Origin of the sequence: Klebsiella planticola, from assembly GCF_000783935.2 — a bacterium.
GTDB classification, from domain to species: Bacteria; Pseudomonadota; Gammaproteobacteria; order Enterobacterales; family Enterobacteriaceae; genus Klebsiella; species Klebsiella planticola.
Genome location: NZ_CP026047.1, coordinates 3059961 through 3076967 on the forward strand (window position 1 = coordinate 3059961; position 17007 = coordinate 3076967).

The following is a 17007-nucleotide window of genomic DNA, read 5'->3' on the forward strand; positions in this document are numbered from 1 at the left end:
AGCGGATATATTAACGCAAGAAGGAATGCCTCGATGGCCGATAAACACTGGTCAATCACCGAACGCCTGCACCAGACGGTAACCAACCCGAATGTGATCATTCGCGGCAGCCACAGCTACTATAGCGACTGTTGGGATCGCGGGTTTGAACGTTGCGTGGTGCGCTACCTGCACGGCGATCCCGTCAGCGAAGGGTGGGAGCCCTTAGGTCATGTCGATAAGCTCTTTATTGGCAATTTTGTCTGTATCGCGCCAGAAGCGGTGATCCTGATGGGCGGCAACAGTACCCACCGGATGGACTGGATCAGCCTCTATCCGTTTGTGTCATGCGTGAACGAGGCCTACCAGCATCGTGGCGATACCGTGCTCGGAGATGGCTGCTGGATTGGTATGCGGGCGATGATCATGCCGGGCGTCACAATTGGCGAAGGCGCCGTGGTGGCGGCGGGGGCGGTGGTCACCAAAGACGTTCCGCCGTATAGCGTCGTCGGTGGAAATCCGGCTACCTTTATTAAGTATCGTTTTCCCGAACCCGATGTGGAGCGACTGCTGAAGCTGAATCTCTATGAATTAGAGGAAGAGACGCTGTTGAGCCTGCAGCCGCTGCTCTCCAGCCCGGACATTAGCGCACTGGAGCAGGCGGTGGCGCAGCATCGACAGGGGCGCGCTTAATCCACCAGAACGCAGGCGCTCGTCCCAGCCGGGGCCGCGGAGCTACTGCGCGGCGACGGCGGGATAGTGCGGATAACCGGCTTTACCGCCGCCGAAGAATGCCTCTGACTGCGCCCGCGCAAGCGGATGTTTCCCGGAATAGTTCGGCGTCCTGCGGAAAATCAGTCGCTGCGCGGGCCGGAATACTGCTCTGTCTGTGCGGCGATGTGGCTTGTGCCGGCGCATGAGCGGGTCATTGGGGCGTCATCATCCGCTTGTTCCTGGGCCATGTCGGTAGAGAACAGGGGGGTATAGCATCCTGAATCGCCTGGCCGTGCGGGCGCTTATCGAGGCGATAGAGCAGAACAGGCCTTCACTTTTTCTGCAGAAATGATTCAGATGTTAATAAACTATGACCGGTTTTGTTTAGAAATAAAAACTGGCTAAGTGAAATAAGTGCAGAATGATATAACGCGATCAAGGTAATGACCCCTATCATAAATAGGGAGGGGAAATGTGTTATCATCGCGCCTTTCCCTTTTCGTTTTGGGCTCTTTTTTATGCAACAACCTGTTGTTCGCGTGGGAGAATGGCTGGTTACACCTTCTGTTAACCAAATCAGCCGGAAGGGGCGTCAGCTTACTCTGGAACCGCGCTTAATCGATCTATTGGTCTTCTTTGCCCGTCACCCTGGTGAAGTGCTCAGCAGGGACGAGCTTATTGATAATGTCTGGACACGTAACGTGGTCACCAGCCACGTCGTCACGCAGAGTATTTCCGAGCTACGTAAGTCGTTGAAAGATGGCAACGATAATAGCCTCGAATATATTGCGACGGTACCCAAGCGCGGTTATAAGCTTACGGTGCCGGTCATCTGGTGTACGGAAGAAGGGGAAGAGCCCGCGATGGCGATCCCCCCAGCGGTCTCCGCTGCGACGCCTGAACTGATGCCCGACCCGACGCGCTCTGCCGGCGAGGTTGAGCCAGACCAGACGCTGGCCGTGAAACCGGAGAAGCGCCGACGCATTACTACCTTCTGGGTATGGATCCTGTTCCTGCTGGCGCTGGGTTCCTGCGTGGCGCTGGTTGCGCTGTCATCGATCGAGTCGCGGCCACCGGTGAATAAAGCGCGCTTGCTGCTGAACCCGCGCGATATCGATATCCATCTGCTGAAAGGTAATTCCTGCACCAACTGGGCATCGCAGCACTCGTATGCGGTGGGCCTGGGCAGCCTGGTGACGACGTCGCTCAACACCTTCTCGACCTTTATGGTGCATGATAAAACCAACTACAACATTAATGAGCCAAGCAGTTCAGGTAAAACGCTGACGATTGAGTTCGTCAACCAGCGCCACTATCGCGCGCAGCAGTGCTTTATGTCCGTGCAGATGGTGGATAACGCCGACGGTTCAACGATGATGGACAAACGTTATTTCATCACCAGCGACAACCAGCTGGCGATTCAAAACGATCTGCTGAGCAGCTTATCGGAGGCCTTAAAGCAGCCGTGGTCGGAACGCATGCAGACGATGCTGAAACAGTATCAGCCGTCGCACAGCACGGCGCTGACGCATTTCTACGAGTCGCATCAGTTATTAATGAACGGTGATGTCGACTCCTTAGGTAAGGCCAGCGCGCTGCTCGATGAGGTGATTAAAGACTCGCCTGAGTTTTCTTACGCCTATGCGGAAAAAACGCTGGTGGATGTATTACGTCATTCGCAGCAGCCGTTAAATAAAGAGCAGCTCAACGCGCTGTACGCTGAAATCACCCGGGTCGGTGATATGCCGGGAATCAAAGATACGGCGGTATTTTACCAAATTAAAACAGTGGATTTGTTGGGCCAGGGTAAAGTCGATGAGGCGTATAACGCGATTAATACCGGGATCGACCTCGAGATGTCGTGGATGAATTACGTGCTGCTGGGTAAAGTCTACGAGATGAAAGGGCAGAACCGGGAAGCTGCGGATGCTTATCTGACGGCATTTAATTTGCGCCCGGGCGAGAACACCTTTTACTGGATTGAAAATGCAGTATTCCAGACCTCGGTCACCCGGGTGGTCCCTTACCTCGATAATTTCCTCTCTTCAGAATAAGTAAACCCTCACCATACTCAGGATATTGAGTATGGTGAGGTTAAATTTATGTTTCTCATGAGCGCCCTGGTTGTTATATGTATTTAACGCCGGAATGGCGAAATACAACACAAATTCAACACGCCATCTTTCTTGCAAGTAACTGTAACTAAACGATGTTTATCTTTTTATGATATCAACATGTCATCCTGATATGTTAATTGAAAAAGGTCAAAATATCATTTGTCTGATGTTTGTTGTTATTTCACTTTATCTTTAGGACTTATCTTCTTTGAATCAGTAATCTTGTTGGCAGTTGGTCGGGTCAATTAAAGGTTCTATATCATGATCTGTACCTCCCAAATAAACTTAGGAGAAAAGCAAACATGAGTTCTGCCAAGAAGATAGGGCTATTTGCCTGTACCGGCGTCGTCGCTGGTAATATGATGGGGAGCGGTATTGCATTATTACCTGCGAACCTCGCCAGCATCGGTGGTATTGCTATCTGGGGATGGGTTATTTCTATTATTGGTGCGATGTCTCTGGCTTATGTTTATGCCCGACTGGCAACCAAGAACCCACAGCAGGGTGGCCCAATTGCGTATGCCGGGGAAATATCTCCCGCATTCGGTTTCCAGACCGGCGTCCTTTATTATCATGCCAACTGGATTGGTAACCTGGCCATCGGTATTACCGCCGTTTCTTATTTGTCTACTTTCTTCCCGATTCTGAATAACCCGATTCCAGCCGGTATCGCGTGTATTGCGATCGTCTGGATATTCACCTTCGTGAATATGCTCGGCGGTACCTGGGTAAGCCGTCTGACCACCATTGGCCTGGTGCTGGTATTAATTCCGGTGGTGATGACCGCGGTTATCGGCTGGCACTGGTTTGATGCAGCGACCTATCAGGCAAACTGGAACACGTCCAGCACGCCAGACAGCCATGCGGTAATCAAAAGTATTCTGCTCTGCCTGTGGGCATTCGTCGGCGTTGAGTCTGCCGCCGTCAGTACCGGGATGGTGAAAAACCCGAAACGTACCGTTCCGCTGGCAACCATGCTGGGAACCGCGATGGCCGGCGTGGTCTATATCGCCGCAACTCAGGTTATCGCCGGTATGTATCCTGCGGCTCAGATGGCTGCCTCCGGCGCGCCGTTCGCTATCAGCGCCTCAACCATTCTTGGCGGCTGGGCTGCGCCGGTAGTCTCTGCTTTCACCGCATTTGCCTGCCTGACTTCTCTGGGTTCCTGGATGATGCTGGTTGGTCAGGCCGGGGTTCGCGCCGCCAACGATGGCAACTTCCCGAAAGTGTATGGTGAAGTGGATAACAACGGTATTCCGAAAAAAGGCCTGCTGCTGGCGGCGGTGAAAATGACCGCGCTGATGGTGCTGATTACCCTGATGAACTCCAGCGGCGGTAAAGCGTCTGACCTGTTCGGTGAACTGACCGGTATCGCCGTCCTGCTGACCATGCTGCCTTACTTCTACTCCTGCGTTGACCTGATTCGCTTCGAAGGCATTAACATTCGCAACCTTGTCAGCCTGATTTGCTCCGTCCTGGGCTGTGCGTTCTGCTTCATCGCCCTGATGGGGGCAAGCTCCTTCGAACTGGCCGGTACCTTTATCGTCAGCCTGATTATCCTGATGTTCTACGGTCGCAAAATGCATCAGCGTCAGCACGAAAACGACACCACTGACAGCTCTGCCGCCAGCGCGCATTAATCCGTAACCCCTTTTCCTGGAGCTCCTTCCTGCACCTGTCACCACGTGACGGGAGGGGCTCTCCATATCTGGAGATTCGACTATGAACGTTATCGCAATCATGAATCACATGGGCGTCTACTTTAAAGAAGAGCCTATCCGTGAACTGCATCGCGCCCTTGAACGCCTGGACTTCCGTATTGTCTATCCGAACGACCGCGAAGATTTACTGAAACTGATCGAAAACAATGCCCGTCTGTGCGGCGTGATCTTCGACTGGGATAAATACAATCTTGAACTGTGCGAAGAGATCAGCAAGCTGAACGAATATATGCCGCTGTACGCTTTCGCTAACACCTACTCCACGCTGGACGTCAGCCTGAACGATCTGCGCATGCAGGTGCGTTTCTTCGAATATGCGCTGGGTGCGGCCGACGACATCGCCGATAAAATCAAACAGAACACCGATGAATACATCGATACCATTCTGCCGCCGCTGACCAAAGCGCTGTTCAAATATGTGCGTGAAGGTAAATACACCTTCTGTACTCCAGGCCATATGGGCGGTACCGCCTTCCAGAAAAGCCCGGTCGGCAGTATCTTCTATGATTTCTTTGGTTCAAACACCATGAAATCCGATATCTCGATTTCGGTTTCTGAACTGGGTTCCCTGCTGGACCACAGCGGCCCGCATAAAGAAGCGGAAGAGTATATTGCGCGCGTCTTTAACGCCGAACGCAGCTACATGGTGACCAACGGCACCTCAACGGCGAACAAAATCGTCGGTATGTACTCTGCGCCTGCTGGCAGCACCGTGCTGATTGACCGTAACTGTCACAAATCGCTGACTCACCTGATGATGATGAGCGACATTACGCCGATTTACTTCCGTCCGACCCGTAACGCCTACGGCATCCTCGGCGGTATTCCACAGAGCGAATTCCAGCACGCCACTATCGCCAAACGCGTCAAAGAGACGCCGAACGCAACCTGGCCGGTGCACGCGGTTATCACCAACTCCACCTACGATGGTCTGCTGTATAACACCGACTTCATCAAGAAAACGCTGGATGTGAAATCTATCCACTTTGACTCCGCGTGGGTGCCTTACACCAACTTCTCGCCAATCTATGCCGGTAAATGCGGGATGAGCGGTGGCCGTGTGGAAGGGAAAGTGATTTATGAAACCCAGTCCACGCACAAACTGCTGGCGGCGTTCTCTCAGGCTTCGATGATTCACGTTAAAGGCGATGTTAACGAAGAGACCTTTAACGAAGCCTACATGATGCACACCACTACCTCTCCGCACTACGGCGTGGTTGCTTCGACGGAAACTGCCGCGGCGATGATGAAAGGTAATGCCGGTAAGCGTCTGATCGATGGCTCTATCGAACGTTCTATTAAGTTCCGTAAAGAGATCAAACGTCTGAAAGGCGAATCCGAAGGCTGGTTCTTCGACGTCTGGCAGCCGGAACATATCGATGGCCCAGAATGCTGGCCGCTGCGTTCCGATAGCGCATGGCACGGTTTCAAAAACATCGATAACGAACACATGTACCTCGACCCGATCAAAGTCACCCTGCTGACTCCGGGGATGAAGAAAGACGGTACCATGGATGAGTTCGGTATTCCGGCCAGCATCGTGGCGAAATACCTCGACGAACACGGCATCGTGGTGGAGAAAACCGGTCCGTACAACCTGCTGTTCCTGTTCAGCATCGGTATCGACAAAACCAAAGCACTGAGCCTGCTGCGCGCGCTGACCGACTTTAAACGTGCTTTCGACCTGAATCTGCGCGTGAAAAACATGCTGCCGTCGCTGTATCGTGAAGATCCGGAGTTCTATGAAAACATGCGTGTTCAGGAACTGGCGCAGAATATTCACAAACTGATTGCGCATCACAACCTGCCGGATCTGATGTTCCGCGCTTTCGAAGTGCTGCCGACCATGATGATCACGCCGTACGCCGCGTTCCAGAAAGAGCTGCACGGTCAGACTGAAGAGGTCTATCTCGAAGAGATGGTGGGCCGCGTCAACGCCAACATGATCCTGCCGTATCCTCCGGGAGTTCCGCTGGTCATGCCGGGTGAAATGATCACCGAAGAGAGCCGGCCGGTGCTGGAGTTCCTGCAGATGCTGTGCGAAATCGGCGCTCACTACCCGGGCTTCGAAACCGATATCCACGGCGCATATCGTCAGGCGGATGGTCGCTACACCGTTAAAGTGCTGAAAGAAGAAAACAACAAGTAATTGAAGCTCCAGGGGAAGTGGCGTGCCACTTCCCTTTTTCACGCTGCAGGAGACCTCATGAAAACACCCTCACAACCGCGCGCGATCTATTACATCGTAGCGATCCAAATCTGGGAATATTTCAGCTTTTACGGCATGCGTGCCTTACTCATCCTCTACCTCACCCATCAGCTTGGCTTTGATGACAGCCACGCCATCAGTCTGTTCAGCGCTTACGCTTCCCTGGTGTACGTTACCCCCATTCTCGGCGGCTGGCTTGCCGACCGCCTGCTCGGCAATCGCACGGCGGTCATTGCCGGCGCGCTGTTGATGACGCTCGGCCACGTCGTGCTGGGCGTTGAATCTGATGCAACCTGGAGTCTGTACCTCGCGCTGGCGATCATTATCTGCGGCTACGGCCTGTTCAAATCCAACATCAGCTGCCTGCTGGGCGAGCTCTACGCCGTTGACGACCATCGCCGCGACGGCGGTTTCTCGCTGCTGTACGCCGCCGGGAACGTCGGCTCGATCGCGGCGCCCATCGCCTGCGGGCTGGCGGCGCAGTGGTATGGCTGGCATATCGGTTTTGCGCTGGCGGGGATCGGCATGTTTATCGGGCTGCTGATTTTCCTCAGCGGCCATCGCCACTTCAGCCACACCCGCGGCGTCGACAAACAGGCGCTGTGCGCGGTGAAATTTGTGCTGCCGACCTGGGGCTGGCTGGTGGTTATGCTCTGCGTGGCGCCGGTGTTCTTCACGCTACTGCTGGAAAACAACTGGTCGGGCTATCTGCTGGCTATTGTCTGCGTCTTCGCCGCCCAAATGGTGGCGCGCATTATGGTGAACTCCCCGCAGCACCGTCGCGCGCTGTGGCAAATCGTACTGCTGATGCTGACCGGCACGCTGTTCTGGGTTCTGGCGCAGCAGGGCGGCAGCTCTATCAGCCTGTTTATCGATCGCTTTGTTAACCGTCGGCTGTTCACCATTGAGGTGCCGACGGCTCTCTTCCAGTCGGTGAATGCCGTCGCCGTGATGGCGGCAGGCGTGGCGCTGGCCTGGCTGATGCGTCCGGAAGGCAGCACGCGATCGGTGCTTCGCGTCTGGCTGAAATTTGCTTTTGGCCTGGTGCTGATGGGCTGCGGCTTTATTGTGCTGGCCCTGAACGCACGTCATGGCGCCGTCGATGGACAGGCCTCGATGGGGCTGATGGTCGGCGGACTGGCGCTGATGGGCTTTGCCGAGCTGTTTATCGACCCGGTGGCGATGGCGCAGATCACTCGCCTGAATATGCCGGGCGTGACCGGGGTGCTGACCGGGATTTATATGCTGGCGACCGGAGCGGTGGCCAACTGGCTGGCGGGTATCGTCGCGCAGCAGACCACCGAGTCGCAGATCAGCGAAACGGCAATCGCCGCGTATCAGCATTTCTTCTCCCAGATGGGGGAGTGGACGCTGGGCTGCGTAACGGTGATTGTCATCCTGGCCTTCGCTGCCGCCTGCAGCGTCGGCAAGCGCCGCGCCGCAACCGGTGAACTCCCCGGAGGGGGCGCGTAGCGCCCGTCCGGCTCGGTACGAATCCATCGTCCCGGTCAGCGCAGCGCGACCGGGGAATTTCCCGGAGCTGGCGTCAGTCTGCTCCTTGCATCGTTTAGCTGTCAGGAGGAGGATATTCTGGATAGATGGCAAGCCATCAATGAAAAAAACTTTAGTTTGGCTATTACTGAGTGAGATCAGCCTTAAGTAAGGTCAGGTTAGTTAAGATTCTATCGTTCGGTCTTTGGCGATAACGTCAACGATCGGCCGCGCACTGGTGTAGAGACCCGCACTGACCAGGCTGCGCTGGATAGTGGCCTGGCGCAATTTACCGAAGCAAGTTTGAAAGCAGGGTTATGAGGAACCAACATGTCTGAACAACAAGCACAAAGTGCCGATGAGGCAATTGACCTTAATAATGAACTGAAAGCCCGTCGTGAAAAGCTGGCTCAGCTTCGTGAGCAGGGGATCCCGTTCCCGAATGATTTTCGTCGTGACCATACCTCTGACCAATTGCACACTGAATTCGATGACAAGGATAATGAAACACTCAGCTCCTTGAACGTTGAAGTCTCTGTTGCTGGTCGTATGATGACCCGTCGCATCATGGGGAAAGCCTCTTTCGTCACTCTGCAGGACGTCGGCGGCCGTATTCAGCTGTACGTCGCGCGCGACGATCTGCCGGAAGGCGTCTACAACGAACAGTTTAAAAAGTGGGACCTTGGCGACATTATTGCCGCCCGCGGTAAGCTGTTTAAAACCCAAACCGGCGAGCTTTCTATCCACTGCACTGAGCTGCGTCTGCTGACCAAAGCGCTGCGCCCGCTGCCGGACAAATTCCACGGTCTGCAGGATCAGGAAGTCCGTTACCGTCAGCGCTACCTGGATCTGATCGCCAATGACGAATCCCGACGCACGTTTAAAGTCCGTTCGCAGATCCTCGCGACGATGCGCCAGTTCATGGTGGGCCGCGGCTTTATGGAAGTCGAAACCCCGATGATGCAGGTGATCCCCGGCGGCGCGTCTGCCCGTCCGTTCATCACCCATCACAACGCGCTGGATATGGATATGTACCTGCGTATCGCGCCGGAGCTGTATCTGAAGCGTCTGGTTGTGGGCGGCTTCGAACGTGTGTTCGAAATTAACCGTAACTTCCGTAATGAAGGCATCTCCGTACGTCATAACCCAGAGTTCACCATGATGGAACTCTATATGGCGTATGCGGATTACAAGGATCTGATCGAACTGACCGAATCCCTGTTCCGCACCCTGGCGCAGACCGTGTTGGGTAAAACGGAAGTTCCATATGGCGACCAGATCTTCGACTTCGGCAAACCGTTTGAAAAGCTGACCATGCGTGAGGCTATCAAGAAATACCGTCCGCAGACTGAGATGGCGGATCTCGATAACTTCGACGCAGCGAAAGCCCTTGCGGAGTCCATCGGCATTCACGTTGAGAAGAGCTGGGGCCTGGGTCGTATCGTCACGGAAATCTTTGATGAAGTGGCGGAAGCGCACCTGATTCAGCCGACCTTTATCACCGAATATCCGGCGGAAGTCTCTCCGCTGGCGCGCCGTAATGACGTGAATCCGGAAATTACCGACCGCTTTGAGTTCTTTATCGGCGGCCGTGAAATCGGTAACGGCTTCAGCGAGCTGAACGACGCGGAAGACCAGGCGCAGCGCTTCCAGGACCAGGTGAATGCGAAAGCCGCCGGGGATGACGAAGCGATGTTCTACGACGAAGACTACGTCACCGCGCTGGAATATGGTCTGCCGCCGACCGCCGGTCTGGGTATTGGGATTGACCGGATGGTGATGCTGTTTACCAACAGCCACACCATTCGCGACGTGATCTTGTTCCCGGCGATGCGTCCGCAGAAATAACCGCGCTTCGTCAAATGCAAAACCCCGGCTTGTCGGGGTTTTGCATTTATTTGCCGGGTGGCGGCTGCGCCTTACCCGGCCTACTGACCGTATTCGTCCTACCGACCGTATTCGGCTTACCGATCGCATTTGGCCTACCGACCACATTCGGCCTGTAGGCCCGTGCAAGCGTAGCGCCGCCGGGCGAAAGCACTGCGCCTTACCCGGCCTACTGACCGTATTCGTCCTGCCGCCCACATTCGGCCTATTGCCTGCATTCAGCCTACCGACCGTATTCGGCTTACCGATCGCATTTGGCCTACCGACCACATTTGGCCAGTAGGCCCGTGCAAGCGTAGCGCCGCCGGGCGAAAGCACGGCGCCTTACCCGGCCGACTGACCGTATTCGTCCTGCCGCCCACATTCGGCCTGTAGGCCCGTGCAAGCGTAGCGCCGCCGGGCGAAAGCACGGCTCCTTACCCGGCCTGCTGACCGTATTCGTCCTGCCGCCCACATTCGGCCTATTGCCCACATTCAGCCTACCGACCGTATTCGGCTTACCGACCACATTTGGCCTGTAGGCCCGTGCAAGCGTAGCGCCGCCGGGCGAAAGCGCCGCTTTGCCGGGGGGATTATCTCATGCTCAGGCGCCGACGCTGCCCCACACCATCTTGCCTTTGTGGAAGGTCGCGGTACGCGGTGAAATGCGTGCCACCGCTTCGGCGGAGCAGGAGGCATCGACCAGCACAAAGCTGGCCTCATCCTGCTCTTTCGGCCAGACGCGCTGGCCTTTATCGTTGAGCGGCAGTACGTTGCCGGTGGCAATTGCCAGCGAACGCGAAAGGGTCTGTTCGTTGGGGCGGATATAGAGCTGGGCGTAGAGATTGGCTTTTTCCAGCATGTCGCCCAGGCCATATGGCGACCAATGGTCAATCACACTGTCGGTGCCGGTCATTACAAATACCCCTTGATCCCGCAGCTGCTGCAGCGGCATGTGCAAGGTACCGATCGGCACGGTGGAGGCGATGGTGATTTGCTGGGCCGCCATGCGGCTGGCAATGGCATCAACCTGCTGTTCGTTCAATGTCGCCAGCGCAAAAGCGTGGCTGATAGTCAGCTTGCCTTTTAGCGCCGGGGTTTTCTCTACGGTTTTCACCATATAGTTTATCGCCGCGACGCCCGCTGGGCTGGTTTCGTGCAGGTGAATATCGACCCCTTTGTTATAATCCAGCGCTATCTGAAACAGGGTATCGAGGGATTTCTCCATCGCTCCATCAACGTTAGTCGGGTCGAGACCACCGACGTAGTGCGCGCCGGCCTGCATCGCTTCACGTACCAGCGGTTCTGATTTTGAGAGCAGGAGTCCGTGCTGCGGAAAAGCGACAATCTCGCACGCGAAACCCGGCTGGCGGTGCGCCAGGACCGCCTGCAGATTTTCGAGGTTTTTCAACCCGGAGGTGGGTTCGATATTGCAGTGACTGCGGGCTATCGTTGACCCTTTTGACTGGAGCAGGTCGATCAGTTTTTCGGCATGCTGGCGGGTATACGGCTGGAGCTCAGGCAGCAGCTTCTGCTCAAGCTTAATCATGTCCTGAATCGTGGTGCCCGCCGGACGGTTGAGTGAACGCCACGGGCCGCCGTAAAAGGTTTTATCCAGATGGATATGCATATCGCGCATCGCCGGGAGCATCAGCTTACCGCCGGCATCATAGCGGGGCAGGGAGGCATCAGGGTGGCTCTGATTGTTGTGTAGCGCGATGATTTTACCGTCGGCAATCTCGAGGGTTTGCCGCTCGGTGCGAGTGTGTACCACGACGCCATTTTCATACTCAAAGCCGCTTTCCAGCAGGACATTATCGAGATAGTAGTGCGTGTCGTCGGGGCTGATGACCTTGTGGTTGTCGCAGGACGTCGTGGATATCGAGCGCTCGCCGGCGTAAACGACGGGAGCGGCGGCGGCAAACAGGGCGGCGGCGGTGACCATTTTTCCGCTCTGGCTGAGAAATTCGCGACGGCTATTGTCTTGATTCATGGATCTTCCTTTTTCTTTGTTCTTTATTTGCTCAGTCGTGCACAAGATGGGTGCCGGTCTCCCCGCGTAGCGCTGCGGGTAAGCACTCTGGGGTGGTGATAATCACCCGCTTGCCGCCGTGCTTTAAAAACGCGAGGCTGGCGACAATTTTGGGCAACATGCTGCCGGCCGGAAAGTGGCCTTCCTGCATATAGCGGGTCATGTCGCTGATATTGACCGTCCCCAGCGCCTGCTGCTGAGGCTGTCCAAAGTGAATGCACACTTTTTCAACGCCAGTGGTGATGGCCAGAATATCGGCGTGAATCTCCCGTGCCAGCAGCGCGGTTGAGAGATCCTTATCAATCACCGCATCAACGCTCTGATAATCCCCCTGCGCGCTGCGGACTACCGGGATGCCGCCGCCGCCAGCGCCGATCACCACAAACCCTTGCCGGGTCAGCGCTTTAATAGCTTCGGCTTCCACGATGCGCTTTGGCTCCGGCGAGGCGACCACCCGCCGATAGCCACGCCCGGCATCTTCGACAAAGTGCCAGTCCGGATGCCTCTGCCGGAGATCATCGCGCTGGGCTTCGCTAAAAAATGCGCCAATCGGTTTCGTCGGGTGGGTAAAGCCGGGGTCATTTTTATCTACTTCGACCTGAGTAACGACGGTCACCGCTTTTTGTTCGCCGCGGTGGGCCAGACGGTTATTTAACGCCTGCTGAATCAGATAGCCGATTCCACCCTGGGTATCGGCAACGCAGTTGGCCAGCGGCGTCAACGGCAGACCTTCGCACTCATGAGCGATTTCAGCGCGGCGTAAATCCAGCCCGACCTGCGGCCCGTTGCCGTGGGTCAGGACAAGATTGTAGTCCGACGCCAGCATGGCCAGCACCGTATCCGCCACGGCCTTCACCGCTTCAGCCTGATGTTCAATTGACTGGCTGGCGTTATCTTTGATGATACTGTTGCCGCCAATGGCAACGACCACAAGTTCTTTCATCGTGTAGGTTCCCGGTACAGAAGGTAATGGAGTTATTGTTATCCGATTTATTGCACGGGCAGCCCGGCCAGGGCGCTTTCGCCGCAGGCCGGGGATTTTGTTAAGCGCCGTAACGTTCGACCCAGCGCAAAATCGCCTTTTCAAAGCAGGCAAACGGCGGGTGGACGATGCCGGCGCCGATCATACCGATGCCTGCATCTTTGTGGGCGATGGCGGTATTGATCACCGGCAGGATACCGCTGCTGCCGACGCGGGTAATATCGATAGCGGTCGGTACCCCCATAAACCCGAGCAGCGGGATAGTGACGTTCGGGTTTTCACCGAGGGTGATTTCCCGCATCTGGCGGGAGAAATCGATGGCCTCGTCCACCGTTCCGCCAACCAGTGCGACGATGGCCGGCGCCGTTGCCATAGCGAACCCGCCAATGCCGTAAGTTTCGGTAATCGCGCTATCGCCGATATCGAGACCGGAATCCTCCGGCTTATAACCGGCAAACATCGGGCCAATAACCTGCTGTGCCGGGCCGGTGAACCACTCTCCCGGCAAGCCGCTGACTCGCAGGCCGAACTCGACGCCATTACGCGCCATGGTGGTAACAACGGTGCTGTACTCAATGCCATGGGCGGCATCCATCGCGGCTTTACACATTGCCATCCACGTCGGGCCGGAGAAATAGTCGCTGCTGGCGACGAACTCAAAGACTTCACGCTGTTGTTCGACCGGATAGCCGGCCTGAATAATGCCCGGCGTCAGCGCCTGGATCAGTAGTGTGGTACCGGCATTGTTGCGGTTGTGGCACTCATCGCCCATATGCAGGGCCTGCGCCAGCATCAGGCGCAGATCGATTTCGCCAATCACCTTCATGGCGTCGCGCAGCATCGGTCCCTGGACGTCACGCATCCAGTTCAGACGGTCGATAACGCTCTGGTCGTTCGCCCCCATGCGCAGGATCTTCGCCATCTGCTCGCTCATGTTGGTATAAGCGATGTTGCCGTAGGTTTTGTTCTCGACAATATGCATAAACATGGAGGCGGAGGTGACGCCGGCCATGGACCCGACGCAGTCATGCTCGTGGCATGGTGAGAAGGTGATTTCACCAGAAGCGGCCAGTTCGGCGGCATCAGCAAGATCTTTTGCCAGCCCTTCAAATACCAGCGCGCCGGTGACCGCACCTTTCATCGCCCCGCACATCTTTTCCCACGTGACCGGCGGCCCGGCGTGGAGAATGGTTTTTGCCGTCATTCCAGGCACCACGTTGATGGCCTGGTCGAAGCCCGTCAGCACCGGATGCGACTGGATAATGCGTTCCAGCGCCTGCTGGTTGGCGGCGGCGATTTTTTCCGCCAGCGCTGAATCGGCAAGCGCGTCGAGGGCATTGACCACCCGCATATTGCCCTGGCCTGGCGGCGTCCAGTCGAGCTGAGTCACCGCCGTATGCTGTTTTTTCAGATCATCGCTGAACATCGCGATCCCGACGTTAATAACGTTCAGCGGCTGGCTGAATAGTGACTGATTCATCAGGCGTTCTCCCCTTTGCAGATAAGTTCACGTGCCAGCAGGCCGGTCTCGGTACTGCTGTTGGCCAGAATGACGCCTGCCTCGCTAAGCATCAGGCGCTGTTGTTCCCGTGATGGCGTATCGATATCGGTGCCTAAAACGTAAGCGAGGATCGTCAGCTGACGGCCATCGGCGGCGGCAATGGCTTTTGCCTCTTTGATCGCCTCGATCGTCGAACCGACCGGATCGTCGTGCGAGCCAAAGCCCAGCACGAAGTCCATCACGATCACCGCAACCTCAGGATCGCGCGCTTCCTGCAGCAGGCGGCTGATGCGGTTGGTGGGGTCGATCATCGGGTGTGGCTTACCATTGGTGAAGTCGTCATCGCCGAAATCGAGGAAGGTGTGCTTGATGCTGTGGTTGATATCGCTCAGGCGATAAGCCGGATCCGGCTGAATGTTGCTGTAAACTTCGGCGTGTTTTTCCAGGACGGCGAACATGGTTTCGTCGCACAGAGTACCGCCGCAGAACAGGCCGCGAATGTATTTCTGCTGCGGTGCGAGCTGCGCACGCACGTCAGCAATCAATGCCGGGTTCAGCGGGGGTAAATCGAGATTTTCTTGCTTAACGCCGCTCAGCAGTACCGCCTTCAGCGCCGCTGCTCTGGTGCCGCGGGCAAACTGCAGACCTTGCTCGTCGGCCGCTGGTTCGGCGCGGCCCAGGAAGCACACGACCACCGGTTTACGGCAGGCGCGGGCGCGCTCCAGCACTTTTTTCGCCACTGTCGGGGCAGGCGGCTTGGAGACGAGGGCGATAATTTCCGTTTGCGGATCCGCTTCCAGCATCTGAAGGGCATCGAGCATCATCATGCCGCCGATTTTTTCACTCAGGTCGCGACCGCCGGTACCGATAAGCTGCGATACGCCGCCGCCGAACTCGTGAATACGCACGCTCAGCTCCTGGCTACCGGTGCCAGAGGCGCCGATAATACCAATGTTGCCGCGACGTACCGCATTCGCGAAGCACAGACCGGTGCCGTTAATGATGGCGGTCCCGCAGTCTGGCCCCATCAGCAGCAGACCTTTCTCGTGGGCCAGCTGTTTCAGCGCCAGTTCGTCCTCGAGAGAGACGTTATCGGAAAACAGCATCACGTTGAGGCCGCTTTGTAACGCCTGTCGTGCTTCGCGGGCGGCGAACAGACCGTTGACTGAGATAACCGCCATATTGCTGTCCGGAAGATGCTTTTTAGCGCTGGCGAGGGTGGCATAGCGCGCTTCGTGCTGGCCGCTTTCCGCTTTTTTGCTAAATAGCGCTTCGATCTCGGCCAGAATTTGCTCGTTATCGGCGCCGTCTTTGCCATTTATGACGATCATCAGGTCGCCGTTTTTCGCCGCTTCCAGCTGCGGCGTCAGCAGTCCCAGGTTATGCAGAACCCCTTTGTTCATTTCGGTCGCCATCGCTACAAATGCCTGCTCTACGCCGTCGATCTTATTGGCGCGGGTGGATATCGACATTAATGAAACGGAATCAAAATAGGTATTCTTCTTCACGACTATTTTAACTGACATAATTCCCTCCATACGTTTGGCTCAGCGCGCAGGCATCCGCCATGCCCAATAGCATGTCGCTGCCGGAACTTGAGCCAATATTTTTAATATCGGCAATTGCCTCAATAGAAAAGATTGTGGGTTGATTAATTATGATATTTATCAACCCGGCGATACTTTCGCGATAGCGCTGATTAATCGCTGCCTCCAGCGTAATCGCGCTGAGCGGCGTGGTGTTATGCCTGGCACATTGCAGCGCCGCTAAAAATTCATTCCGGTATTGATTGGCCGGGTGTCCATGAATAAATAAAATAACGCTAAGTCCTACCAGGTAATCATCCGCCGAGGGCGTCAGGCCAATACCCAGGCCGAGCATATTAGCAATGGCGGCACTGATGTTTTTATTTTGCCGAAGCGCATTAAATAATATTTCCCGTCGATGCTGTAATTCTCGCCCCATCGCTTTATAAAACGGATTGTCACCGCGATAAAGAAATAACGTGTCGTCCTCATGCAGTTGCTCAATGATAATGTTTTGCCATCGTCGCCAGGCTATCCGGGTAAATGCTGCCGCGCTTAATACGGCCCCTGGCATTTGCCAGCGCTCACAGCGGTGGATGTCTATCCATTTATCATGGCCAATGTAAATCCCTGAATCGGTGAACCGGACGCTTTCCCCTGGCCGGAACAGGTTGTCAAAGTAGGTGAGTGCTAACCTACAGCTGTTGGGCGCGTTGTCATATGCGGCGCACAGCAGCGTCAGGAGCCCTGGCTTATCGGGGATCAGCAGGTTGACCGCACGCGAGAAGACCTGCTCGACCCGTCCGCCGCCGCGTTGAGTGAGAAAGCTCTCATCCGCAGTTAGCGCTTGCACACACCGCCGTGAGGTG

11 protein-coding genes are annotated in these 17007 nt (G+C 55.9%); 6 read left to right on the forward strand and 5 right to left on the reverse strand.

Going from position 1 to position 17007, the window contains the following annotated elements; all coding sequences use genetic code 11:
* Positions 1-33: 33 nt before the first annotated feature.
* The 6 genes from MC50_RS14850 to lysS all read left to right on the forward strand — a co-directional run bounded on the left by MC50_RS14850 (position 34) and on the right by lysS (position 10079).
* Positions 34-672: a CatB-related O-acetyltransferase gene (locus MC50_RS14850; protein ID WP_032689128.1), complete on the forward strand. Its 639-nt coding sequence runs from the start codon at positions 34-36 to the stop codon at positions 670-672.
* 539 nt (positions 673-1211) lie between these two features.
* A complete protein-coding gene (gene cadC, locus MC50_RS14860; RefSeq protein WP_032700642.1) occupies positions 1212-2747 on the forward strand; it encodes a lysine decarboxylation/transport transcriptional activator CadC in 1536 nt (511 codons plus the stop codon).
* Between the two features lie 365 nt (positions 2748-3112).
* Complete coding sequence (gene cadB / locus MC50_RS14870; protein WP_004858934.1) at positions 3113-4450, forward strand: cadaverine/lysine antiporter; 1338 nt, start codon at positions 3113-3115, stop codon at positions 4448-4450.
* An 82-nt stretch (positions 4451-4532) separates the two neighbouring features.
* Positions 4533-6680 carry a lysine decarboxylase CadA gene (gene cadA / locus MC50_RS14875; protein WP_004858936.1) on the forward strand — a complete coding sequence of 716 codons (2148 nt, stop codon included), beginning with the start codon at positions 4533-4535 and terminating at the stop codon, positions 6678-6680.
* Between the two features lie 57 nt (positions 6681-6737).
* The gene (gene dtpD, locus MC50_RS14880) at positions 6738-8213 is read left to right on the forward strand and encodes a dipeptide permease DtpD (RefSeq protein WP_032689124.1); all 1476 of its coding nucleotides are present in this window, start codon (positions 6738-6740) and stop codon (positions 8211-8213) included.
* A gap of 348 nt (positions 8214-8561) precedes the next feature.
* Positions 8562-10079, forward strand: coding sequence for a lysine--tRNA ligase (gene lysS / locus MC50_RS14885; RefSeq protein WP_032696493.1), 1518 nt, complete (start codon positions 8562-8564; stop codon positions 10077-10079).
* Between the two features lie 622 nt (positions 10080-10701).
* On the opposite strand, the gene MC50_RS14890 is transcribed toward lysS, so the two are convergent.
* From MC50_RS14890 to MC50_RS14910, 5 genes are all read right to left on the reverse strand, one after another.
* Complete coding sequence (locus tag MC50_RS14890) at positions 10702-12090, reverse strand: amidohydrolase family protein (RefSeq protein ID WP_047664267.1); 1389 nt, start codon at positions 12088-12090, stop codon at positions 10702-10704.
* Between the two features lie 31 nt (positions 12091-12121).
* The gene (locus MC50_RS14895) at positions 12122-13072 is read right to left on the reverse strand and encodes a carbamate kinase family protein (protein ID WP_032696491.1); all 951 of its coding nucleotides are present in this window, start codon (positions 13070-13072) and stop codon (positions 12122-12124) included.
* A gap of 100 nt (positions 13073-13172) precedes the next feature.
* Positions 13173-14591: a YlbE family protein gene (locus MC50_RS14900; RefSeq protein WP_047664270.1), complete on the reverse strand. Its 1419-nt coding sequence runs from the start codon at positions 14589-14591 to the stop codon at positions 13173-13175.
* A complete protein-coding gene (fdrA, locus tag MC50_RS14905) occupies positions 14591-16138 on the reverse strand; it encodes an acyl-CoA synthetase FdrA (protein WP_047664272.1) in 1548 nt (515 codons plus the stop codon). The genes MC50_RS14900 and fdrA overlap by 1 nt, the downstream gene beginning before the upstream one ends.
* Positions 16128-16991 (reverse strand): DUF2877 domain-containing protein, encoded by an 864-nt coding sequence (locus MC50_RS14910; RefSeq protein WP_032689117.1) that lies wholly within the window; start codon positions 16989-16991, stop codon positions 16128-16130. Before MC50_RS14910 ends, fdrA begins: the two co-directional genes overlap by 11 nt.
* Positions 16992-17007: the final 16 nt, after the last annotated feature.

Bases quoted from the DNA above. Each gene is read 5' to 3' on its own strand.
- MC50_RS14895 (WP_032696491.1), bottom strand. From the start codon at position 13,072: ATGAAAGAACTTGTGGTCGTTGCCATTGGCGGCAACAGTATCATCAAA.
- MC50_RS14850 (WP_032689128.1), top strand. From the start codon at position 34: ATGGCCGATAAACACTGGTCAATCACCGAACGCCTGCACCAGACGGTA.
- lysS (WP_032696493.1), top strand. From the start codon at position 8,562: ATGTCTGAACAACAAGCACAAAGTGCCGATGAGGCAATTGACCTTAAT.
- MC50_RS14890 (WP_047664267.1), bottom strand. From the start codon at position 12,090: ATGAATCAAGACAATAGCCGTCGCGAATTTCTCAGCCAGAGCGGAAAA.
- MC50_RS14900 (WP_047664270.1), bottom strand. From the start codon at position 14,591: ATGAATCAGTCACTATTCAGCCAGCCGCTGAACGTTATTAACGTCGGG.
- cadA (WP_004858936.1), top strand. From the start codon at position 4,533: ATGAACGTTATCGCAATCATGAATCACATGGGCGTCTACTTTAAAGAA.
- fdrA (WP_047664272.1), bottom strand. From the start codon at position 16,138: ATGTCAGTTAAAATAGTCGTGAAGAAGAATACCTATTTTGATTCCGTT.
- cadB (WP_004858934.1), top strand. From the start codon at position 3,113: ATGAGTTCTGCCAAGAAGATAGGGCTATTTGCCTGTACCGGCGTCGTC.
- dtpD (WP_032689124.1), top strand. From the start codon at position 6,738: ATGAAAACACCCTCACAACCGCGCGCGATCTATTACATCGTAGCGATC.
- cadC (WP_032700642.1), top strand. From the start codon at position 1,212: ATGCAACAACCTGTTGTTCGCGTGGGAGAATGGCTGGTTACACCTTCT.